Raw genomic sequence first — 19622 nt, 5'->3', positions numbered from 1 at the left:
TGTGGGGCCAGGTACCGTGATAGGCGGCCTGGCCCCTAGGCCACCGAAGGCCGCGGATAACCCAAGGAGCTGCAAGGTGTTCTTCGACATAGGACCCCTCGAGCTGGTGGCGCTCGTGATCCTTGCCGTCCTCATCTTCGGTCCGGACAAGCTCCCCAAGGTCATCCAGGACGTCATGTCCTTCGTCCGCAAGGTCCGGGCGTTCTCGGACAGCGCCAAGGAGGACATCCGCAGCGAGCTGGGGCCGGAGTTCAAGGACTTCGAGTTCGAGGACCTCAAGCCCAAGAACTTTGTGCGCAAGCACGTCCTGGAGAAGGACGAGTACGGCCTCAAGGACCTTCAGGAGATCCGTAACGGCTTCGACCTGAAGAAGGAGATGGCCGAGGTCACCGACGCCGTCCACGGCCACGACAGCGCTTCCTCCGCCACGCCCTCGAACGGCTCGGGTCCGAGCCTGACCAAGGAGTCCCCGGCCGCCTCCGCCGGGCGTCCCGACATGGTCAAGAGGACCGCTCAGCCGGACGAGCGTCCGCCGTTCGACGCCGACGCCACCTGACACACACCGGTATGACTGTCTGTGTGGAAGCCTATGGCTATGCTCCGGGTGTCCGGGGTTCGGTCGCCTGAGGGGGGCGGGCCGCCCACGACGCAGGGCAACAAGGAGGCTCCGCGCAGATGGAGACGACCAGTCCGTCAGCGACACATGAGGCGGCCGCCGGCGCCGGCCGGAAGGTCGACGGCTATCTGCTGGCCGCGTTCCCGTGGTACGGCCTCGACGAGGCGTTCACCGGTCCGCGCTGGCTGATGCAGGTCGGCGCGGCCGCGGACGGCACCGTCGAGCACGGCGCCACCGGGCACGGTGAGGAGCCCACCATCAAGGTGGAGCCGCCGCAGGACGAGCGCTTCGCGGTCGTGGTGACGGTCGCCAGCCGCCCCGTGCGGCGCAGCGGTGACGGCACCGGCGTCCTGGAGGCGACCTCGGTCTCGACGGCCGCCTGGCTCGCCGGGTCGGGGCTGCTCGCGCAGACCTGGCCGACCCAGATGGACCGGACGCTGCGCCAGGACTGGCTGGACCAGCAGACGATGCTCGCCTGGGAGCTGGCCGACGATCTCGGCGGCGGCAGCTGGAGCGAGCTGATGCTGCCGGTGGACGGGGTGCCCACGTCGTTCGCCTACCGCGAGTCCGAGTACGGCTGGGTGCTGGCCGGCTCGGCGAGCGAGGGCCCCGAGGCGGTGCACATCGGCGCCTACGGGCGGGGCATGAGCGCCTACGGGCTGGGCTTCTCGGTGATCAAGGACCTGTCCGCGTACGAGGGCTGACCGGGCCCGAGCGGGCGTCACAGCGAGGGGCGGACCCGTACGGGCCCGCCCCTTTCCGCGTCATCCGGGAGCCGGCGCCGGCCCCCGTCTCAGAACTTGTTGCGCGGGGTGATCCCCAGCGACATACCGGACAGGCCCCGCTGGCGGCCGCCCAGCTTGCCCGCGATGGTGCGGATCGCCGAGCCGGCGGGGGAGTCGGGGTCGGTCAGCACGACCGGCTTGCCCTCGTCGCCGCCCTCGCGCAGCCGGACGTCGATCGGGATGGCGCCGAGCACCGGCACCTGTGTGCCGGTCGTCTTCGTCAGGCCCTCGGCGACCCGCTCGCCGCCGCCGGTGCCGAAGACATCGACCATCTCGTCGCAGTGCGGGCAGGGCAGCCCGGACATGTTCTCGACCACGCCGACGATCTTCTGGTGGGTCTGCACGGCGATCGAACCGGCCCGCTCGGCGACCTCGGCGGCGGCCTGCTGCGGGGTGGTGACCACCAGGATCTCGGCGTTCGGGACGAGCTGGGCCACCGAGATGGCGATGTCGCCGGTGCCCGGGGGCAGGTCCAGCAGCAGCACGTCCAGGTCGCCCCAGTAGACGTCGGCGAGGAACTGCTGGAGCGCGCGGTGCAGCATCGGGCCGCGCCAGACGACCGGGGCGTTGCCCGGGGTGAACATGCCGATCGAGATGACCTTCACGCCGTTCGCCGACGGCGGCATGATCATGTTCTCGACCTGGGTGGGCTTGCCGTAGGCGCCCAGCATCCGGGGCACGGAGTGGCCGTAGATGTCGGCGTCCACGACACCGACCTTCAGCCCGTCGGCCGCCATCGCCGCGGCGAGGTTGACCGTCACCGACGACTTGCCGACGCCGCCCTTGCCGGAGGCGACCGCGTAGACCCGGGTCAGCGAACCGGGCTGGGCGAACGGCACCTCACGCTCGGCGGTGCCGCCGCGCAGCGAGGCCGCCAGCTCCTTGCGCTGCTCGTCGCTCATCACGTCCAGCTCGACGGCGACGGAGGTGACGCCCTCGACCCGCTCGACGGCCTCGCGCACATTGCTGGTGATCGTCTCGCGCATCGGGCAGCCGGAGACGGTCAGATAGACCACGACCGCCACCGCGCCGTCCGCCGCGATGTCCACCGATTTGACCATCCCCAGTTCGGTGATGGGGCGGTGGATCTCGGGGTCGTTCACCGTCGCGAGCGCTTCGCGGACCGCGTCCTCGCTCGGGGTGGTGCCTGGGGGAGTGTCGTTGGCCATGTCCCGATGGTACGGCGCATGAGGCGGCCTCCGGAAAGGCCGTCAGCGGTCGCGTTCGTCACTCTCCGCGTCAGCCGGCTGCAGCTCCAGGTCCCTGAGCATGTCCTGGAGCTCGGAGCGGATCCAGTCGCGGGTGGCGACCTCGCCGAGCCCGAGCCGCAGCGCCGCAATCTCCCGGGTCAGATACTCGGTGTCGGCGATGGAGCGCTCGTTCTGCTTGCGGTCCTGCTCGTGGGTGACCCGGTCGCGGTCGTCCTGGCGGTTCTGCGCCAGCAGGATCAGCGGCGCGGCGTACGACGCCTGGAGCGACAGTGCCAGCGTCAGAAAGATGAACGGATACTGGTCGAACCGCAGCCCGCCGGGCACGGTGGTGTTCCAGATGACCCACACGATGATGGTGAAGGTCATCCAGACGATGAAGCGGCCGGTCCCCAGGAAGCGGGCGATCTTCTCCGAGAGCCGCCCGAAGGCCTCCGGGTCGTATTCGGGCAGGAATGTACGGCGCGGGGCGCGCGGCTGGTCGAGACGCACCCGGGGCCGGTCCACGGTGCCCCGGCGCAGCGCGGAGGCGCCGTTCGCCCGCGACCGCTCCCGGCCGCCGTCCCGCTCCTCAGCGGCCATGCGCGGCCTCCCCGAGGCGGCCGTTGCCGGTCAGTCCGTCCGTCGCCGAGCCGTGCAGCCCGTCTTCCCGCCAGTCGTCCGGCAGCAGATGGTCCAGCACGTCATCGACGGTGACCGCGCCCAGCAGGGCCCCGCTCTCGTCCACGACCGGCGCGGCGACCATGTTGTACGCGGCCAGGTAGCTGGTCACCTCCGGCAGCGGGGTGTCCGGCGGCAGGGCCGGCAGGTCGGTGTCGGCGATCGAGCTGACCAGGGTGAACGGCGGGTCGCGCAGCAGCCGTTGGAAGTGCACCAGGCCCAGGTACTTGCCGGTGGGGGTCTCGTCCGGGGGCCGGCAGACATAGACCTGGGCGGCCAGGGCGGGGGACAGATCCGGATCGCGGACCCGGGCCAGCGCGTCCGCGACGGTGGCGTCCGGCCGCAGCACGATCGGCTCGGTGGTCATCAGCCCGCCCGCGGTCCGCTCCTCGTACGACATCAGCCGCCGGACATCCGCGGCCTCCTCCGGCCGCATCAGCGCCAGCAGCCGCTCCTTCTCCTCCTCCGGCAGCTCGGAGAGCAGATCGGCGGCGTCGTCCGGGTCCATCGCCTCCAGGACGTCCGCGGCCCGCTCGTCCTTCAGCTTGCCGAGGATCTCCACCTGGTCGTCCTCCGGCAGCTCCTCCAGGACGTCGGCGAGCCGGTCGTCGTCGAGTGCCGCGGCGACCTCGGCCCGCCGCTTGGCGGAGAGATGGTGCAGCACCCCGGCCAGGTCGGCGGGCCGCAGCTGCTCGAAGGTGGCCAGCAGGCTCTCCGCGCCCTGCCCGTGCTCCTCCAGCGAGAAGCCGGTCACCGCCGACCACTCCACGGTCAGCGCCTCTCCCTTGCGGCGCAGCGCCCCGCCCTTCCCCTTCCGTACGAAGACCTTGTCGATCTCCCAGTCGCGGCGGGCCGGCAGCTGGGTGATGCCGATGTCGAGGACGGTGACCTCCTCGCCGGTCTCCACCAGCCGCACCCGCCGGTCGAGCAGCTCGCCGAGCACCAGCGTCTCGGACGCCCGCTGTTCGAAGCGCCGCATGTTGACCACACCGGTGATGACGATCTGGCCGGAGTCCACACCGGTCACCCGCGTCATGGGCACGAAGATCCGGCGCCGGCTGATCACCTCGACGACCACGCCGAGCAGCCGCGGCGGACGGTCGCCGACCCGGAGCAGCGCGACGAGGTCCCGCAGCCGGCCGACCTGGTCGCCGTTGGGGTCGAAGACGGCGCTGCCGGCGAGGTGGGAGACGAAGACCCGGGGCGTCACGACTGCCATGCAGAGCGCCGCCCTTCTCCCGTTCGGCCCGAAATAAGGCATCAATCCGGGTTCAGGCTAACGCGCCCGGCTCCGCGCCGCCCCGGTGAAAGAGGCCGTAGGGTGACCGCCACGCACCCCGCCGAAGACCCTGCGCGCCCAGGTACGCTGCCGTACTGCTGTCGAGGTCACCCGCATCAGGAGGCAGAGCCGACGTGAGCGCAATCCCCCCGGGGTCCGGCCCCCGACCCCTGCCCGCGACCCGTCGTACGGGACGGGCTGCGCTCGTGGGGGCGGCCTGCGCGGCACTGGCCGCGGCGCTGACCGGCTGCGGCGGGGAGGAGAACCCGGACGCCGGCACCAACGGCATGGGAAAGCTGCCCGCCGCGAAGGTCGAGGCCAAGGCGCGGGCCGCGGCCCAGCGCGCCGAGACGGTGCACCTCTCCGGCAATGTCGTCAGCCAGGGCCGCACCTACCAGCTCGATATGAGCCTGGCCAAGGACGGCGCCAAGGGCGAGCTGACCACCAAGGCGGCCGCCTTCCAGCTGCTGCGGATCGGCGACGCGCTCTACCTGAAGGCGGACGCCGCCTTCTGGGCCGGTGAGAAGAGCGGCAAGTCCGGCGCCCTCGACCAGGGGGCGGCGAACAAGCTCGGCGGCAAATACGTCAAGGTGCCCGCCAAGGACCCGGTCTACCAGCGCTTCAGCGGCTTCACCGACAAGGACACCCTGCTCGCCGGTCTGCTCGGCCTGCACGGCAAGCTGACCTCCGGTGACCGCGGTGACCTCGACGGGGTCCGCACCATCCGGCTCACCGCCGGCGCGGGCTCCGGCGGCACCCTCGATGTCTCCCTGGAGGGCACGCCCTACCCGCTGCGGCTGCACCGGGCCGGCGACGCGGGTGTGGTGCGGATGGGTGACTGGGGCAAGAGCGTGGACCTCAAGGCCCCGGACAAGGACCAGGTCGTGGACTACGGCACCCGGATCTCCGGCGGGGGCGGCTAGCCAGGTCCCGCCGCGCACCGGAGCACGCCCGGCGGGCGGGCCGGACCCCTGACGGCCGCCCCGGGCTCAGCCCTTGCGCCCCCGCCGCAGCAGCTTCGGCAGCGCGGCCGGGGCGGGGCGCCGGGTGATCGCGGGGCTCGCCAGGGGCGGCACGGCATGCGACTTTGCCGGCATCTGTCCGGGGCGCTGGGTGGTCTCCCCGGTCGGCTCCAGCCGCAGCACCCGGCACTCGCGCGCCCAGCGCTCCGTGAGGGTGTCCGCGTCCGGTGCGTTCAGCCGCTTGCCCTTGAGCTCGTCGACCGCGGCACGCCAGGACTCGCTCTCCGGCGCCAGTTCGACGACCCGGGCCTGCCAGGCGACCAGCCGGCCGCCCTTGTCCTTGCTGCGGACGGTGACCGTCGCCGTCCCGCCGTCGGCCAGCCCGAGGTCGGCCAGCGGCTGCTCACCGGCGCCGTCCCCGATGAGGCAGGCGGCCCCGTCGAGCCACAGGTGCCACAGCGCACGGGACGGGCCGGCCGTCCCCCGTACCCAGATGAGGCCGGACTTCTTGGTGGCCTCTTCGATGAGCGCCCGATCGTGCAGGGCCTGCGACACGGTGTCCGTCATACGGCTCAGCCTAATCGCCCCTGCGTCGGGCGACGGGGGCCGCCCAGGCGCTGAGATGCGCGGACCCGCGGGCGGTACCGGCGGGCGGCGCCGGGCTCACAGCCAGCCGTTGCGCTTGAACCCGCGGTGGATGCCGACACAGATCGCGGCCGTCACCAGCAGCACGGCGGGGTAGCCGTACTCCCAGTGCGTCTCCGGCATGTAGTCGAAGTTCATGCCGTAGATCCCGGCGATCATCGTCGGTACGGCGAAGATCGCCGCCCATGCGGTGATCTTGCGCATGTCCTCGTTCTGTGCGACGGCGGCCTGCGCGAGGTTGGCCTGAAGGATGGAGTTGAGCAGATCGTCGAAGGACAGCACCTGCTCATTGACCCGCGCCAAGTGGTCGGCGACATCCCGGAAGTACTTCTGGATGTCGGAGTCCACCAGCCGCATCGGACGCTCGCTCAGCAACTGCATCGGCCGCAGCAGCGGCGACACCGCCCGCTTGAACTCCAGTACCTCACGCTTGAGTTGGTAGATCCGCCCGGCGTCGCCGCCCTTCGGGGAGCCCTTGCCGTTGGTGCCGGAGCTGAAGACGTCGATCTCCACCTCGTCGATGTCGTCCTGCACCGCGCCGGCCACCGCCATATATCCGTCGACGACCTGGTCGGCGATGGCGTGCAGCACCGCGGACGGCCCCTTGGCCAGCAGCTCCGGGTCGTCCTGGAGCCGGTGCCGCAGCGCGCGCAGCGAGCCCTGGCCGCCGTGCCGCACGGTCACGATGAAGTCCCGGCCGGTGAAGCACATCACCTCGCCGGTCTCCACGACCTCACTGGTCGCGGTCAGCTCGGTGTGCTCGACGTAGTGGACCGTCTTGAAGACCGTGAACAGGGTCTCGTCGTAACGCTCCAGCTTGGGCCGCTGGTGGGCGTGCACGGCGTCCTCGACGGCCAGCGGGTGCAGCCCGAACTCCTGGGCGATACCGGCGAATTCGGCCTCGGTCGGCTCATGCAGGCCGATCCAGGCGAATCCGCCCTCGGTCCGCACACCGGCCATCGCCTCGGCCGGGGTGACGTGCTCGCTCACCCGGCGGCCCTCGCGGTAGACACCGCAGTCGACGATGGCGCTGTTCGCGCAGGCCGGGGTGGACTCATAGGGGTACGGACGGTCGTCGCGACGCCGGGACGGACGGACGGCGGCGCGCAGGTCGCGGATCATCGACATGGCAGGCTCCTTCACGGGCCGGCCGTCAGCGCGGGCGCGGGGGGCAACGCTGCCCGGAACGTGGACGTACGAGGCGTCATCGGCTGTACGTCCGCAAAGCGGGCGGCGCTCCGTGCGGGGGCACTGACGGCAGTTCGCAGAAAACACGGAACAAAGAGTCGAAGGCGCTCTTCCGGCATCTACTTCCGGCGCAAAGGTGCTTCCCTGGTTTCACCGCTGAGCGGCGGGGTACGGAAGCTCTCGGATCAGGAGATTCGCTGCGCGAGGGAAATGACGGGAGAACTATCGGTACTGCACGGTCGACTCGGATCCACCGCAGCCCCACCTCCTCCGGCCGGTCCCCGTTGGGGGACGACGTCATTCCCTGACCAGACGGCAAGGCTATCAGCCGCCTGAAGCGTTGCGGTGCCGCTTTGCCCGTTCCATACGAAGAACGGGGGCCGCCGCACAGCAGAACATGGAGGGGTGACGGCCGAACGGGTGCCCGGCCGTATGCTCGCGCCATGTCTGACGTTCTTGAGCTGGTCGAGGCCCGGTTGCGGACCGCCCTGGGCGAGCCGGACGCGCGCGCCGCCGTCACTTTCCTCGGGACCGACCGTATCGAGGTCCTCCGCTTCGTGGACAGCGGGGTGGTCCGTTACGCCACGCTCGGGATGTCCGCGCAGCCCATGGCCGACCCCACGACAGTGGTGGCCGATCCCCTCCGCGGTCCGCGCGCCGAACTCGTGCTGTCCGTACGGGCCGGCCTCGCCGACACCGACAAGGCACTCCGGCCGCTCGCTGTGCTCGCCGCGTCCCCGCAGGTCGAGGGGGTGGTGGTGGCGCCCGGCGCCTCGCTGGACGTGGGTGAACCGCTGTGGCCGGGTGCGGCGTTCACCTCGGTGCTGGTCGCGGCGCCCGGGGGGCTCGTCGAGGATCTCGAACTGGACGAGCCGAGGGAGCCGGTCCGTTTTCTGCCGCTGCTGCCGATGACGCCCAACGAGGCGGCCTGGAAGCGGGTGCACGGCGCCGAGGCCCTGGAGAAGCGCTGGCTGGAGCACGGCACGGATCTGCGCGATCCGCTGCGCACGGGCGTTCCGCTGGACTGATCCGCGCGCTGCCCATAGCGGCACGCCCCGTCGGTTCTCTCAGGAGAGACCGACGGGGCGTCAGTTTGCTTGCGGGACGGGCCGGGACGGGGCGGCCCCGGGGTGCCTCACCGGGCGAAGGCGGTGACCCCGTCCTCCGTCGCGTGCTGCGGCGCCCGCTCCGCGGCCACGATGGTCAGCGCCCGGCGCCGGACGGCGACGATAGCGGCGCCGAGCACCGCTGCGACGGCCGCGACCACGAAGGGGAGATGGATATCGGTCCACTCCTCGATCTTGGGCGCGAGGAACGGCGCGGCCGCCGCCGCGAACCAGCGCACGAAGTTGTAGCCGGCGCTCGCCACCGGGCGCGGGGCGTCCGAGACGCCCAGCGCCAGTTCCGTGAAGACGGTGTTGTTCAGGCCGATGAAGGCGCCGGCCAGGACCGTGCACACGACGGCGGTGGTGTGGTCCCCGTAGCCCAGTACGAGCAGATCGGCGGCGAGTAGCAGCAGCGAGGCGCACAGCACCTTCAGCGAGCCGAAGCGGTGCTGGAGCCGGGGCGCCACGATCACCGAGAACACCGCGAGCAGCACACCCCAGGCGAAGAAGACACCGCCCGACGCGTACGGGGACATGTTCAGCACGAACGGGGTGAAGGCCAGCACCGTGAAGAACGCGTAGTTGTAGAAGAAGGCGGCGGTGGCGGTGGCGGCCAGCCCGCCGTGACCCAGCGCCTTGACCGGGGCGAGGAGCGAGGTCTTGGCGGCGGGCTTCGGCTGCTCCTTGAGGAAGACCGTGATGGCGAGGAAGCCGACGGCCATCAGGACGGCGGTCCCGAAGAACGGGTAGCGCCACTTCAGGTCACCGAGGACCGCGCCCAGCAGCGGGCCGCAGGCCATCCCGAGCCCCAGCGCGGACTCGTACAGCAGGATCGCCGCGCTGCTCCCGCCGGCCGCCGCGCCCACGATGACCGCCAGCGCCGTCGAGACGAACAGCGCGTTGCCCAGGCCCCAGCCCGCCCGGAAGCCGACCAGTTCGCCGACCGACCCCGACATACCGGAGAGCGCCGCGAAGACCACCACCAGCGCCAGCCCGGCCAGCAGCGTCCTACGGCCGCCGATGCGGCTGGAGACGAAGCCGGTGACCAGCATCGCGACCGCGGTGATCAGGAAGTAGGAGGTGAAGAGGAGGGAGACCTGGCTGTTGGTGGCGTGCAGGCCCCGGGCGATCGAGGGGAGGATCGGGTCGACGAGGCCGATGCCCATGAAGGCCACGACCGAGGCGCCCGCCGTGGCCCAGACGGCCTTCGGCTGGCGGAGCAGGGAGCCGCCGCCCTCCTCGAACGGATCGTCCGCGCCACCGTGGCCGCCGCTCTTCGTGCCGCTCATGCTGCGGTTCCCCTTCCTGTTGCCGGTTGCGTATCCCTGGTCCGTGGCGGCCGGTGCGGCCGCGAGATCGTTGACGTTTACACACAATAAGTTAGGCGATCTAAAGAATGCAAGCTGCAACTAATTCTTGGGGTGGGCGTGAATGGGTCTCGCGATGCGGTCAAATGCGCGCCGGCGTAAGTGATTCGGGGCACACCGGTCGGGTGATCGTCCTTGACGCGGCGGCGGGGCTGGAGGACCGTTGGTCCCTATGAGGGGCGAACCCAGTTGCCCGAAGTGCGGAGGCCGGGTACGGGCGCCCGGTCTCTTCTCCGACACCTGGCAGTGCGCCCTGCACGGCACCGTGCATCCGCTCCAGCCGGTCGTCCCGCCGAGCGTCGAGGCGCTCGGCGTTGTCGTGCACCGCGCCCAGGTCCCCGTATGGATGCCCTGGCCGCTGCCGGTCGGCTGGCTGTTCACCGGGGTGGCCTGCGCCGGCGACGACCGCAGCGGTGGCCGGGCGACCGCGGTGGCCTGTACGGGCCCCGGGCCGCTTGGCGGTCCCGGCGAACTGCTGCTGATCGCCGAGGAACTGGGCGTCGGACTCGGCGCGCGCTACGCCGGTATCGACGGCCCCGACCCCGGCCCGCACCTCTGCGTCGACAAGCACCCGCACGGCAAGGTGCTCGCCGCCGGCCGCCCGACCCCGCTGTGGCACCTCGACGACGCGCCCTCGGACCGTGCGGTGTTCGCGGGCGAGGCGCGCGGGCTGTGGCTCTGGGCGATCGCCTGGCCCGAGCAGTCGGGGCTGATGATGTACGACGAGCTGGTGCTGACCGATCTGCGCGAGGCCGGCGCCGAGGTGGATCTGCTGCCGTGCGGGGCGCTCTCGCCGCGGATTCTGGGCTGACGGCCGGCCGCTGGCGCCGGCCGCCGGGCGGCCCGGTGCCACCCGGCCGCCCGGTATCCTTCTGAGGTCCCCTTACGGTGTACCTGTCCCCGGTGTTTCCCGGGCCCCGTCCCCCGTCCGTCCCGCAGCAGTCCGGAGGCCGCGTCGTGCGTATCGATCTGCACACCCACTCCACGGCCTCCGACGGTACGGACACCCCCGCCGAGCTGGTGCGCAACGCCGCGGCCGGCGGGCTGGACGTCGTCGCGCTGACCGACCACGACACCGTCGGCGGCCACGCCGAGGCGCGGGCGGCGCTGCCCGCGGGGCTGACGCTGGTCACCGGCGCCGAACTCTCCTGCCGCCTCGACGGGGTCAGCCTCCATGTGCTCGCCTACCTCTTCGACCCCGCGGAGCCGGAGCTCGCCCGCGAGCGCGAGCTGGTGCGGGACGACCGGGTGCCGCGGGCCCAGGGCATGGTCGCCAAGCTGCGGGACCTCGGGGTGCCCATCACCTGGGAGCAGGTCGCCCGGATCGCCGGGGACGGCGCCGTGGGACGGCCGCATATCGCCACCGCCCTCGTCGACCTGGGCGTGGTTCCCTCCGTCTCCGACGCGTTCTGCGCCGACTGGCTCGCCAACGACGGCCGGGCGTACGTGGAGAAGCACGAGCTCGATCCGTTCGACGCGATCCGGCTGGTCAAGGCGGCCGGCGGGGTCACCGTCTTCGCGCATCCACTGGCCGTCAAGCGCGGCAGCTGCGTACCGGAGAGCGCGGTGGCCGAACTCGCCGCGGCCGGCCTCGACGGCATCGAGGTCGACCACATGGACCACGACGCCCCGACCCGCGCGCGGCTGCGCGGGATGGCCGCCGACCTCGGCCTGCTGACCACCGGCTCCAGTGACTACCACGGCAGCCGTAAGACCTGTCGCCTCGGCGAATACACCACCGACCCCGAGATCTACGGCGAGATCGTGCGCCGCGCGACCGGCGCCTTCCCCGTTCCCGGCACCGGGGGCTGAGCTCGCCGCGGCCGGCTGCCGCACCACATGCCCCGGTCCGCCGGACCGTTACCCACCGGACCGTTACCCACCGGACCGTCATCCACCGGGCCGTTCTCCGTCCGGGCGAGGCGCAGGCCCCTGTCTGCCCGCCGCCCCACCACCCCCTCCTTACGGGCCCGCGCCCACCGCGCCGGTCCGTGGTTGCTCCCGTACCACCTCTCGCAAGGCCATCACCGTGTTCGACGTCGCCGTCTTCAGTACTCTGTTCGTCACCCTGTTCGTGATCATGGATCCGCCGGGCATCACCCCGATCTTCCTGGCCCTGACCTCCGGCCGGCCGGCCAAGGTGCAGCGCCGGATGGCCTGGCAGGCCGCCGCCGTCGCCTTCTGCGTCATCGCCCTCTTCGGCCTCTTCGGCCGGCAGATCCTGGGGCGGCTGCACATCTCCACCCCCGCGCTGATGATCGCGGGCGGGCTGCTGCTCCTGCTGGTCGCGCTGGATCTGCTGACCGGGAAGTCGGAGGAGCCGACCCAGACCAAGGACGTCAATGTGGCGCTGGTGCCGCTGGGGATGCCGCTGCTGGCCGGGCCCGGCGCGATCGTGTCGGTGATCCTCGCGGTGCAGCACGCCCACGGTGTCGCCGCGCAGATCTCCGTCTGGGCGGCGATCGCGGCGATCCATGTGGTGCTGTATCTGGTGATGCGGTTCTCGCTGGTGATCATCCGCCTGATCAAGGACGGCGGAGTGGTCCTGGTCACGCGGCTGGCGGGCATGATGCTCTCCGCGCTCGCCGTGCAGCAGATCATCAACGGCGTGCTCCAGGTGATCCAGGCGGCGGCCTGACACCGGCACACCGCCGTGCAACGCACAGCGCCCCCGTACGGCCTGTGCGTACGGGGGCGCTCGTGCGGTGCGGCCGATCGCGGCCGGCTGCCGGTCCGGCGCGTTACCGGGCGGCGGAAAGGGTGTTAACGGACGGCGGTGTCGGCCGGGCGGATATAGATGCGCTGGCCGGTTGAGGCGGCCTGCTGCACGATCCGGTTGACGGAGGCGGCGTCCACGACGGTGCTGTCCACGGCGGTGCCGTCGACATCGTCCAGGCGCATGATCTCGAAGCGCATACGGCTTCTCCCTTCGTCTGATCCTCCTGCGGAGAACTCCTTGGGTCGGCGCTGCCCGGCGGCACTGCCGGGCGCTCCATACAGGGAGAACGCCCTGCCCAGTGCAATCATTCCCTACGCTAAAGAAAAATTTCGACGGCCTAAGTACGCCTGCCCGAGAACGGTTGTGCCCGCAGAGTGACCGCCCGGACAATGGGTCCGGTATGAATGACGTCCAGCCCACGGGCCCCACTGACCTCACCACGCTCGCCGCCGGGATCGAGCGCACCAACGAGCTGCTCACCCGGGTGCTCGCCGAGGTCGCCACCACCCCGTCCACCCACGCGGCGTTCGTGGACGCCGGCTATGTCTACGCCGCGGCAGGACGGCTGGTCGCCGGCACGGAGGACCGCAAGGCCTTCGACCTGGACGCGGAGGGGCTCATCGAGGCCCTCATCGACCGGGCCCGGATGATCTTCCCGGACAGCCGGCTGCTGCGCGTCTACTGGTACGACGGCGCCCGCCGTCGCATCCACACCCAGGAGCAGCAGCGGATCGCCGAGCTGCCCGACGTGAAGGTCAGGCTCGGCAACCTCAACGCCAACAACCAGCAGAAGGGCGTCGACTCCCTGATCCGCTCCGACCTGGAGTCGCTGGCCCGGCACCGGGCGATCAGCGACGCGGTGCTGATCGGCGGCGACGAGGACCTGGTCTCCGCGGTGGAGGCGGCCCAGGGCTACGGCGCACGGGTGCACCTGTGGGGCATCGAGGCCCCCGGCGGCCGCAATCAGGCCGAGCCGCTGCTGTGGGAGGTCGACAGCACCCGCACCTTCGACCTGGAGTTCTGCAAGCCGTACGTCACCCGGCGGGCCGGCGTCGAGTGCGCCGAGCAGACGGTGGGCGAGGGACCGGCGCCCAGCCGCGACGATGTGCGCTTCGTCGGCGCGCAGGTCGCCGCCCAGTGGCTGTCGGAGCGCGGCCGCGAGTGGGTGGCCGGACTGCTCCCCGGCCACCCCTATCTGCCCGGTGCCGTCGACCAGGAACTGCTGACCGCTTCGGAGGCGCTGCTGCGGCACTCCCTGCGCGGCCACGCCGATCTGCGCCGGGTGCTGCGCGACGGCTTCTGGGATCACGTGCAGGGGCAGTATTAGCGGACGTTCCGGAGGCGCGTCCTTCGGCGTCCGGCCGGGGGGAAGGCCGGGCTCAGGCCCGCGCGAGCAGCTCCGTGAGACGGTCGAAGAAGCCCGACCAGCCCGCCTCCGCCTGGCGGTACTGCTCGGAGGTGAGATTGCCGCCGAGCTGACGGAAGGCCATCTCCGTGCGGTCCCCGAGGTCGGTCAGGGTGACCCGGACGATCTCGCCCTCGATGCCGTCCGGCGCGCTCGCGTCCTTGAGGGTGAACTCCAGCCGCTCCGGGGGCGCGACCTCGCGGTAGACCCCGGAGAACGGCAGCTCACCGCCGTCCGGGGTCTGCATCACCAGACTCCAGACCCCGCCGGGCCGGGGATCCATCGTCATCCGGTCGGCCGGCACCGGCAGCTCCCCGCCGAACCAGTACCCGAAGTGCTCCGGCCTGGTCCACGCCTCGAAGACCAGCTCACGGCGGGCATCGAAGGTCCGGGTGAGCGCGATGCCGTGCGGGCCGTCCTCGGTATCGCCCGGTGTCGCCGGATTCTCGGTCATGGGGAGCCCTTCGTACGAAGCCGGTGCGGGCCGGGCGCCGGTGCCGGCCCGCCTTCCTCGATGCTCGCCGAACCACCGGTCGCTGTCCTGGCGACACCGGCCGCTCGGCCCACCCGGACCGGCGCGGACGGGCCGGTGGCGGCGCGGGCGGACCTGCCCTCGGCCCACCCGGACCGGCGGCGGCCCACCCGGACCGGCCTCAGCCCACCCCGCTCCAGAACCCCGCCAGCGCCTCGGCCGTCTTCTCCGGACGCTCGGCGTTGGGGGAGTGCTCGGCGCCCTCGATGACGGTGCGCCGGGCGGACAGCCGCTCGGCCATCGCGTCCATCCACGACACCGGCCAGGCATAGTCGACGGCGCCGGAGACGACATGGGTGGCCAGCCCCGTACGGGCCAGCTCCGCCACCCGGTCGGGCTCCTCCAGCATCTGCCGGCCGGTCGCGATCAGCTGCTCGGGCACGGTGTTCAGCCAACGACGGTGCAGGAACGCGCCGATCTCCGGCGGGGTCGCCGCGTCCGCCGCCTCCGGGGGATCCAGTTCGCGCATCGCCCGCCAGACGCTCTCCATGTCGAGCCGGCCGAGCGCGTCGATCAGCATCCGCACCCGGGCCTGCTGGGACGCCTCGATGGCCGCGGGCCCGGAGCTGAGCACGGTCAGCGAACGGAACGGGGACGCATCCAGCAGCACCGCGGCCCGGGTGATCAGGCCGCCCAGTGAGTGCCCCAGCAGATGGACCGGCCCGCTGTCCGGCTCCCGCACGGCCCGTACCTGCGCCAGCACATCGAGCGCCAACTCCCGTTGCGCGTAAGCCGGTTCGTCGCGCGGCCCGGGGGACTCGTGCTGGCCGCGGCCGTCCACCGCGACCGCCCGGAACCCGGCCGCGGCGAGCGGCGCCAGCAGGGCGAGGAAGTCTTCCTTGCTGCCGGTGAAGCCGGGCACCAACAGGGCGGTGCCGATCGGTGCGGCCTCCGGCCGGGCGTCCTGCACGGCGAAGGAGCCGCGCTCGGTGTCGAGTCGGTACGCACGGGCGCACGGGGGCAGCGTGAGGATGGGCGGCCTGCTCATGAGGCGAGATTATCCGGGCCGGGCGGCAAAACGGGGCCGGGACGCCGACGACCCGGCACCCGCGCGGGGCGGGTCCGGGTCGTCGGCGTGGAGCGGGAGGGTCAGCCCTCGGGCGTCACCTCGGCCGCGGTGGCCTTGGCGCGGGTGCGGCGGCGCACCGGCTTGGCCTCGGCGGCCTCCGCCGCGTCCGCGGCCGGCTTGGCGGCAGCGCTCTTGCGCGTCCGCTTCGGCTTGGCCGGGGCGTCCTCGGCGGCCGGGGCATCGGCCGTGGCCTTCGCGGCGGCGGTCTTCCGGGTGCGCTTGGGCTTGGCCGGCGCGGCCTCGGCGCCCTCGGTGGTGTCCACCACGGCCTCGGCGGTCTTGGCGGCGGCGGTCTTCCGCGTCCGCTTCGGCTTGGCGGGAGCCTCCTCGGCGCCCTCGGCGGTGTCCACCACGGCCTCCGCGGCCTTGGCGGCGGCGGTCTTCCGGGTGCGCTTCGGCTTGGCCGGCGCCTCCACCACGGCGTCCGCGGCCACGGTCTCCGTCACCACTGCCGGCGCCGTCTCCACGGCGGCCTTGGCGGCGCTGCGGCTACGGCGGCGCGGCTTGGCCGGCGCCTCGACGGGCTCCGTCACGGCCGCGGCGGCCGCCGAGCGCTCCGCCGCGAGCGCCCGGGCGGCGGTCTCGACGGTCTGGAAGCTCTCGGTCTCCACCGGACGGATCACCCGGCTACGGCGGCGGCGCGGCTTGGCGGCCTCGGCCGGAGCCTCGGTCACCGCGGCGGGGGCCTCGGTCACCGCGGCGGCCTTGGTCGCCACGACGGGGGCCTTGGTCGCCTTGCGGGCGGCCCTGGTCACCTCGGCGGGGGCCTCGGTCGCCACCGTGGCGGGCTCGGCCGCCGCGGCGACGGTGGCCGCGGCCTCGGCGACCGGCGCCGTCACGGCACCGGACTGACCGGTGCGGGTACGGCGACGCCGGCGCGGCTGCCGCGGTCCGGCGGCGTCCGTGCCCTCGGAGCGCTCGGTGGACTCGGCGGCAGCGGGCGACCCGGTCGTCTGCGTCGTCGCGTCGGCCGGGCCGTCCGGCGCGGAGCCGCCACGGGTGCGGCGGCGCTGCCGCGGGGTACGGGTGCGCGGGGCGCGCTCCTCCTCGGCGACGGCGCCCTTACGGGGACCACGGCCCCGGCCGCCGGTCTCGCCCAGGTCCTCGACCTCTTCCGCGGCCAGCCCGGCCCGGGTGCGCTCGTTGCGCGGCAGCACGCCCTTGGTACCCGCGGGGATGTTCAGCTGCTCGTAGAGGTGCGGCGAGGTGGAGTAGGTCTCCTCCGGCTCGTCGAACGCCAGGTCCAGCGCCTTGTTGATCAGCTTCCAGCGCGGGATGTCGTCCCAGTCGACGAGGGTGATCGCGGTGCCCTTGGCGCCCGCCCGGCCGGTACGACCGATGCGGTGCAGGTAGGTCTTCTCCTCCTCGGGCGACTGGTAGTTGATGACATGGGTCACACCCTCGACGTCGATACCGCGGGCAGCGACGTCGGTGCAGACCAGGACGTCGACCTTGCCGTTGCGGAAGGCGCGCAGCGCCTGCTCACGGGCGCCCTGGCCGAGGTCGCCGTGCACCGCGCCGGAGGCGAAGCCGCGGCGCGCGAGCTGGTCGGCGATATCGGCGGCGGTCCGCTTCGTACGGCAGAACACCATCGCCAGGCCCCGGCCCTCGGCCTGGAGGATGCGGGCGACCATCTCCGGCTTGTCCATGGAGTGCGCGCGGAAGACGTGCTGGGCGGTGTTGCGGACGGTCTGGCCCTCGTCGTCCGGCGCGGTGGCGCGGATGTGCGTGGGCTGCGACATGTAGCGGCGGGCCAGCGAGATGACCTGGCCGGGCATGGTCGCGGAGAACAGCATCGTCTGCCGCTTGGCCGGCAGCAGCTGGATGATCTTCTCGACGTCGGGCAGGAAGCCCAGGTCGAGCATCTCGTCGGCCTCGTCCAGCACCAGGCTCTTGACCTGGGAGAGGTTGAGCTTGCGCTGGCCGGCCAGGTCGAGCAGCCGGCCGGGCGTGCCGACGACCACGTCGACGCCCTTCTTCAGCGCCTCGACCTGCGGCTCGTAGGCACGGCCGCCGTAAATGGCCAGCACCCGGACATTGCGCACCTTGCCGGCGGTGAGCAGGTCGTTGGTGACCTGCTGGCACAGCTCGCGGGTGGGCACGACCACCAGGGCCTGCGGGGCCTCGGTGAGCTGCTCGGGCTTGGCGCGGCCCGCCTCGACGTCCGCGGGGACCGTGACGCGCTCAAGGAGCGGCAGGCCGAAACCGAGGGTCTTGCCCGTGCCGGTCTTGGCCTGGCCGATGACGTCGTTGCCGGAGAGGGCGACGGGGAGCGTCAGCTCCTGGATGGGAAAGGGGGAGATGATGCCGACGGCTTCCAGCGCCTCGGCCGTCTCGGGAAAAATCCCGAGGTCTCGGAATGTAGACAGAATCTTGCCTCTTCTGTGAGACGCGGCGTGAGGCGGCGAAGGGGGTCGTACCGCACCTTCGTACGGGTTCGTACGGGCCGGCCTGAGGCGGCCGGTGGGGCGGGACCACTGCCAACGCTCAGGCACTCCTGCCGCGAGCGGTGTCCCTCCTGCTGTGCGTATGTCTGCTACGCGCCGCAAAAGAGGGCGGTCGGTTTGGAGCCGATCGGGCCACCGACCGGGCATCCGCTTCGTGGAACGACCCACCGATACTCGGCAGGTCCAAATACCACTGTACCCCGGATATGGCGCGCCCATCCGAAGGCTTGTATGAGTGAGGAATACATCACGGCCGGGTACGGCGCCCGAGCGCCGGCTACGACCGTCGTTCGTACGAGGGAACGGCAGTGGCTGACCAGGCCCTTCCCCCAGCCGCCGAGCGGGCTATTGTGCCGGTCATGGGAACGCCTGACAACGCCGCGGCTGACGCGCAAGAACACACCGGGATCGCCGCCCAGGACTGGGCGCAGGCATCCGCCGACCCGCAGTACCGGGCCGCCGTGATCGATCTGCTCGGCGCGCTCGCCTACGGCGAGCTGTCCGCCTTCGAGCGCCTGGCGGAGGACGCCAAGCTCGCGCCGACGATGGACGACAAGGCCGAACTGGCCAAGATGGCCTCGGCAGAGTTCCACCACTTCGAGCGGCTGCGGGAGCGGCTCGCGCAAATCGAGGCGGAGCCGAACGAGGCGATGGAGCCATTCGCCGCCGCCCTGGACGAGTTCCACCGCCAGACCGCCCCGTCGGACTGGCTGGAGGGCCTGGTCAAGGCCTATGTGGGCGACTCGATCGCCAGTGACTTCTACCGCGAGGTCGCGGCCCGCCTGGACTCCGACACCCGTGGCCTGGTGCTGGCCGTACTCGACGACACCGGGCATGCCACCTTCGCCGTGGAGAAGGTGCGCGCGGCCATCGAGGCCGAGCCGCGGGTCGGCGGACGGCTGGCCCTGTGGGCGCGCCGGCTGATGGGCGAGGCGCTCTCACAGGCGCAGCGGGTGGTCGCGGACCGCGACGCGCTCTCCACGATGCTGGTGGGCGGGGTCGCCGACGGCTTCGACCTGGCAGAGGTGGGCCGGATGTTCTCGCGGATCACCGAGGCACACACCAAGCGGATGGCGGCGCTGGGGCTCGCGGCCTGACGCCGTGTCCTGACGTCGTATCGGGGTGCCGGGCGGTTCAGGCCGTCCGGTGCCCCTTCAGCGCCGGGGCCGGCCGGCGAAGGCGCCGGTGCGGCGGGCGCACCAGGACCGACAGCAGCGCCGCCCCCACGGCGACCGACGCGAACATCACCTGGACGGGATACCCCGGGCCAAGGATCGCGCGGGTCAGCATGGCGCCGAGCAGCGCCGCGACCGGGCCCGTGGCGAGCGTGAGGGTGCGCGAGGGGAAGCGGTCGGGCAGCCATCGCGTGGCGGACAGGGCGATGACAAAGCCGATGAGCAGGGCACCGAGCGCTTCCCAGATCATGCTGTTCCCTCCCGCGTGACAACGCCGACCGGACGAATCGGTCGTAGGCGGTCGTACCCAGGGGGCACCGGCAGCAACCCTCCCGGCGCCGGTCCGCTGCCTGATCGGCCCAGCCGAACCGACTCGAACGGTCTGATCTGCGCAAATACGGCGCCCGGGGGCCCGGAACGGCGGGGGAGGCCGTGGTTCCGGCCTCCCCCGCCCCCTCC

Annotated in this window: 20 protein-coding genes; 9 read left to right on the top strand and 11 right to left on the bottom strand. The window is 72.2% G+C overall.

Going from position 1 to position 19622, the window contains the following annotated elements:
- Positions 1–76: 76 nt before the first annotated feature.
- Entirely contained in the window at positions 77–556 is a 480-nt protein-coding gene (locus AC3EUV_RS27960) for a sec-independent translocase (RefSeq protein ID WP_432145418.1), read from the top strand.
- A 119-nt stretch (positions 557–675) separates the two neighbouring features.
- Positions 676–1320 carry a hypothetical protein gene (locus tag AC3EUV_RS27955; RefSeq protein WP_432145417.1) on the top strand — a complete coding sequence of 215 codons (645 nt, stop codon included), beginning with the start codon at positions 676–678 and terminating at the stop codon, positions 1318–1320.
- An 89-nt stretch (positions 1321–1409) separates the two neighbouring features.
- On the opposite strand, the gene AC3EUV_RS27950 is transcribed toward AC3EUV_RS27955, so the two are convergent.
- The 3 genes from AC3EUV_RS27950 to AC3EUV_RS27940 are packed head-to-tail and all read right to left on the bottom strand — an operon-like array spanning position 1410 to position 4488.
- Positions 1410–2570 carry an Mrp/NBP35 family ATP-binding protein gene (locus AC3EUV_RS27950; RefSeq protein ID WP_432145416.1) on the bottom strand — a complete coding sequence of 387 codons (1161 nt, stop codon included), beginning with the start codon at positions 2568–2570 and terminating at the stop codon, positions 1410–1412.
- A gap of 42 nt (positions 2571–2612) precedes the next feature.
- Positions 2613–3191, bottom strand: a complete 579-nt coding sequence (locus tag AC3EUV_RS27945) for a DUF1003 domain-containing protein (protein ID WP_432145415.1) — start codon at positions 3189–3191, stop codon at positions 2613–2615.
- Positions 3181–4488 carry a magnesium transporter MgtE N-terminal domain-containing protein gene (locus AC3EUV_RS27940; protein WP_432145414.1) on the bottom strand — a complete coding sequence of 436 codons (1308 nt, stop codon included), beginning with the start codon at positions 4486–4488 and terminating at the stop codon, positions 3181–3183. The genes AC3EUV_RS27945 and AC3EUV_RS27940 overlap by 11 nt, the downstream gene beginning before the upstream one ends.
- 194 nt (positions 4489–4682) lie before the next feature.
- On the opposite strand from AC3EUV_RS27940, the gene AC3EUV_RS27935 reads away from it, so the two are divergent.
- Positions 4683–5471: a hypothetical protein gene (locus AC3EUV_RS27935; protein WP_432145413.1), complete on the top strand. Its 789-nt coding sequence runs from the start codon at positions 4683–4685 to the stop codon at positions 5469–5471.
- A gap of 66 nt (positions 5472–5537) precedes the next feature.
- Here AC3EUV_RS27935 and AC3EUV_RS27930 read toward each other — a convergent pair whose 3' ends face one another.
- Both AC3EUV_RS27930 and AC3EUV_RS27925 read right to left on the bottom strand, forming a co-directional pair.
- A complete protein-coding gene (locus tag AC3EUV_RS27930) occupies positions 5538–6077 on the bottom strand; it encodes a ferredoxin reductase domain-containing protein (RefSeq protein ID WP_432145412.1) in 540 nt (179 codons plus the stop codon).
- A 96-nt stretch (positions 6078–6173) separates the two neighbouring features.
- Positions 6174–7283: a magnesium and cobalt transport protein CorA gene (locus AC3EUV_RS27925; protein ID WP_432145411.1), complete on the bottom strand. Its 1110-nt coding sequence runs from the start codon at positions 7281–7283 to the stop codon at positions 6174–6176.
- Between the two features lie 503 nt (positions 7284–7786).
- Between AC3EUV_RS27925 and AC3EUV_RS27920 the strand changes: the two genes are divergently transcribed.
- Positions 7787–8371 (top strand): suppressor of fused domain protein, encoded by a 585-nt coding sequence (locus AC3EUV_RS27920; RefSeq protein ID WP_432145410.1) that lies wholly within the window; start codon positions 7787–7789, stop codon positions 8369–8371.
- A gap of 107 nt (positions 8372–8478) precedes the next feature.
- Here the strand turns inward: AC3EUV_RS27920 and AC3EUV_RS27915 are convergent, their stop codons facing one another.
- Positions 8479–9738 carry an MFS transporter gene (locus AC3EUV_RS27915; RefSeq protein ID WP_435604150.1) on the bottom strand — a complete coding sequence of 420 codons (1260 nt, stop codon included), beginning with the start codon at positions 9736–9738 and terminating at the stop codon, positions 8479–8481.
- Positions 9739–9988: 250 nt separating this feature from the next.
- Here AC3EUV_RS27915 and AC3EUV_RS27910 point away from each other — a divergent pair, with 250 nt between their 5' ends.
- The 3 genes from AC3EUV_RS27910 to AC3EUV_RS27900 all read left to right on the top strand — a co-directional run bounded on the left by AC3EUV_RS27910 (position 9989) and on the right by AC3EUV_RS27900 (position 12454).
- A complete protein-coding gene (locus tag AC3EUV_RS27910; protein ID WP_432145408.1) occupies positions 9989–10627 on the top strand; it encodes a DUF6758 family protein in 639 nt (212 codons plus the stop codon).
- Positions 10628–10773: 146 nt separating this feature from the next.
- The gene (locus tag AC3EUV_RS27905; protein WP_432145407.1) at positions 10774–11628 is read left to right on the top strand and encodes a PHP domain-containing protein; all 855 of its coding nucleotides are present in this window, start codon (positions 10774–10776) and stop codon (positions 11626–11628) included.
- 217 nt (positions 11629–11845) lie between these two features.
- Positions 11846–12454 carry a MarC family protein gene (locus tag AC3EUV_RS27900; RefSeq protein ID WP_432145406.1) on the top strand — a complete coding sequence of 203 codons (609 nt, stop codon included), beginning with the start codon at positions 11846–11848 and terminating at the stop codon, positions 12452–12454.
- 125 nt (positions 12455–12579) lie between these two features.
- Here AC3EUV_RS27900 and AC3EUV_RS27895 read toward each other — a convergent pair whose 3' ends face one another.
- The gene (locus AC3EUV_RS27895) at positions 12580–12732 is read right to left on the bottom strand and encodes a hypothetical protein (RefSeq protein ID WP_085925097.1); all 153 of its coding nucleotides are present in this window, start codon (positions 12730–12732) and stop codon (positions 12580–12582) included.
- Positions 12733–12935: 203 nt separating this feature from the next.
- Between AC3EUV_RS27895 and AC3EUV_RS27890 the strand changes: the two genes are divergently transcribed.
- The gene (locus AC3EUV_RS27890; RefSeq protein ID WP_432145405.1) at positions 12936–13862 is read left to right on the top strand and encodes an NYN domain-containing protein; all 927 of its coding nucleotides are present in this window, start codon (positions 12936–12938) and stop codon (positions 13860–13862) included.
- A 52-nt stretch (positions 13863–13914) separates the two neighbouring features.
- Here AC3EUV_RS27890 and AC3EUV_RS27885 read toward each other — a convergent pair whose 3' ends face one another.
- From AC3EUV_RS27885 to AC3EUV_RS27875, 3 genes are all read right to left on the bottom strand, one after another.
- Entirely contained in the window at positions 13915–14394 is a 480-nt protein-coding gene (locus AC3EUV_RS27885) for an SRPBCC family protein (protein WP_432145404.1), read from the bottom strand.
- Positions 14395–14593: 199 nt separating this feature from the next.
- Positions 14594–15460 carry an alpha/beta fold hydrolase gene (locus AC3EUV_RS27880; protein WP_432145403.1) on the bottom strand — a complete coding sequence of 289 codons (867 nt, stop codon included), beginning with the start codon at positions 15458–15460 and terminating at the stop codon, positions 14594–14596.
- 101 nt (positions 15461–15561) lie between these two features.
- Positions 15562–18036 carry a DEAD/DEAH box helicase gene (locus AC3EUV_RS27875; protein WP_432145402.1) on the bottom strand — a complete coding sequence of 825 codons (2475 nt, stop codon included), beginning with the start codon at positions 18034–18036 and terminating at the stop codon, positions 15562–15564.
- A 311-nt stretch (positions 18037–18347) separates the two neighbouring features.
- On the opposite strand from AC3EUV_RS27875, the gene AC3EUV_RS27870 reads away from it, so the two are divergent.
- Complete coding sequence (locus tag AC3EUV_RS27870; protein WP_042148315.1) at positions 18348–19085, top strand: ferritin-like fold-containing protein; 738 nt, start codon at positions 18348–18350, stop codon at positions 19083–19085.
- A gap of 37 nt (positions 19086–19122) precedes the next feature.
- Here AC3EUV_RS27870 and AC3EUV_RS27865 read toward each other — a convergent pair whose 3' ends face one another.
- Complete coding sequence (locus AC3EUV_RS27865; RefSeq protein WP_432145401.1) at positions 19123–19413, bottom strand: hypothetical protein; 291 nt, start codon at positions 19411–19413, stop codon at positions 19123–19125.
- Positions 19414–19622 lie beyond the last annotated feature (209 nt).

The organism is Streptomyces sp. bgisy130, assembly GCF_057708345.1.
Note: the sequence above shows the minus strand (reverse complement) of the source record. Positions and strands in the feature narration are given on the sequence as shown.

Excerpts from the sequence above, each read along its gene's own strand:
- AC3EUV_RS27940 (WP_432145414.1), bottom strand. The coding sequence starts at position 4,488 with ATGGCAGTCGTGACGCCCCGGGTCTTCGTCTCCCACCTCGCCGGCAGC.
- AC3EUV_RS27880 (WP_432145403.1), bottom strand. The coding sequence starts at position 15,460 with ATGAGCAGGCCGCCCATCCTCACGCTGCCCCCGTGCGCCCGTGCGTAC.
- AC3EUV_RS27950 (WP_432145416.1), bottom strand. The coding sequence starts at position 2,570 with ATGGCCAACGACACTCCCCCAGGCACCACCCCGAGCGAGGACGCGGTC.
- AC3EUV_RS27885 (WP_432145404.1), bottom strand. The coding sequence starts at position 14,394 with ATGACCGAGAATCCGGCGACACCGGGCGATACCGAGGACGGCCCGCAC.
- AC3EUV_RS27945 (WP_432145415.1), bottom strand. The coding sequence starts at position 3,191 with ATGGCCGCTGAGGAGCGGGACGGCGGCCGGGAGCGGTCGCGGGCGAAC.
- AC3EUV_RS27890 (WP_432145405.1), top strand. The coding sequence starts at position 12,936 with ATGAATGACGTCCAGCCCACGGGCCCCACTGACCTCACCACGCTCGCC.
- AC3EUV_RS27955 (WP_432145417.1), top strand. The coding sequence starts at position 676 with ATGGAGACGACCAGTCCGTCAGCGACACATGAGGCGGCCGCCGGCGCC.
- AC3EUV_RS27920 (WP_432145410.1), top strand. The coding sequence starts at position 7,787 with ATGTCTGACGTTCTTGAGCTGGTCGAGGCCCGGTTGCGGACCGCCCTG.
- AC3EUV_RS27925 (WP_432145411.1), bottom strand. The coding sequence starts at position 7,283 with ATGTCGATGATCCGCGACCTGCGCGCCGCCGTCCGTCCGTCCCGGCGT.
- AC3EUV_RS27895 (WP_085925097.1), bottom strand. The coding sequence starts at position 12,732 with ATGCGCTTCGAGATCATGCGCCTGGACGATGTCGACGGCACCGCCGTG.
- AC3EUV_RS27865 (WP_432145401.1), bottom strand. The coding sequence starts at position 19,413 with ATGATCTGGGAAGCGCTCGGTGCCCTGCTCATCGGCTTTGTCATCGCC.
- AC3EUV_RS27870 (WP_042148315.1), top strand. The coding sequence starts at position 18,348 with ATGGGAACGCCTGACAACGCCGCGGCTGACGCGCAAGAACACACCGGG.
- AC3EUV_RS27910 (WP_432145408.1), top strand. The coding sequence starts at position 9,989 with ATGAGGGGCGAACCCAGTTGCCCGAAGTGCGGAGGCCGGGTACGGGCG.
- AC3EUV_RS27915 (WP_435604150.1), bottom strand. The coding sequence starts at position 9,738 with ATGAGCGGCACGAAGAGCGGCGGCCACGGTGGCGCGGACGATCCGTTC.
- AC3EUV_RS27930 (WP_432145412.1), bottom strand. The coding sequence starts at position 6,077 with ATGACGGACACCGTGTCGCAGGCCCTGCACGATCGGGCGCTCATCGAA.